A 479-nucleotide genomic window follows, 5' to 3' on the forward strand; every position below is an offset into this window, starting at 1 on the left:
CAAGATTTAGATAGTGATGATGATGGTGTTAATGATGTAGTAGAAGGAGGAAATCCAGATAGAGATGGAGATGGTCAAATAGATGATCCATTAAATGATTCAGATGGAGATGGTATTCCAGATAATTCAGATGGATTTAATGGACATGGAGATGCTAATGATCCACCAGTAGATTCTGACTCAACTGACCCAAATAGTGGAGGAAATGGTACTGTTGGAGATAGTGGTATAGACTCAGATGGAGATGGAATTGCTGATAGTGAAGATGCTTTAGATGGCTTTGGAGATGCTATTGACACTGATGGAGATGGAATACCAGACGTGATTGATGTAGATGATGATAATGATGGAATTCCAGATACTGAAGAAGGAACAGGAGATACTGATGGAGATGGAATTATTGATAGTTTAGATTTAGACAGTGATAATGATGGTATTTTAGATGTAGATGAAGGAGGTAATGGTTCATTAGATACGAA

Annotated in this window: 1 pseudogene; it reads left to right on the forward strand. The window is 37.4% G+C overall.

The window, feature by feature from the left end:
• Window positions 1-479: pseudogene (locus F7018_RS18645) on the forward strand (hypothetical protein); the annotation flags it as partial.

The sequence above is a fragment of the Tenacibaculum aiptasiae genome (assembly GCF_008806755.1).
Lineage (GTDB): Bacteria > Bacteroidota > Bacteroidia > Flavobacteriales > Flavobacteriaceae > Polaribacter > Polaribacter aiptasiae.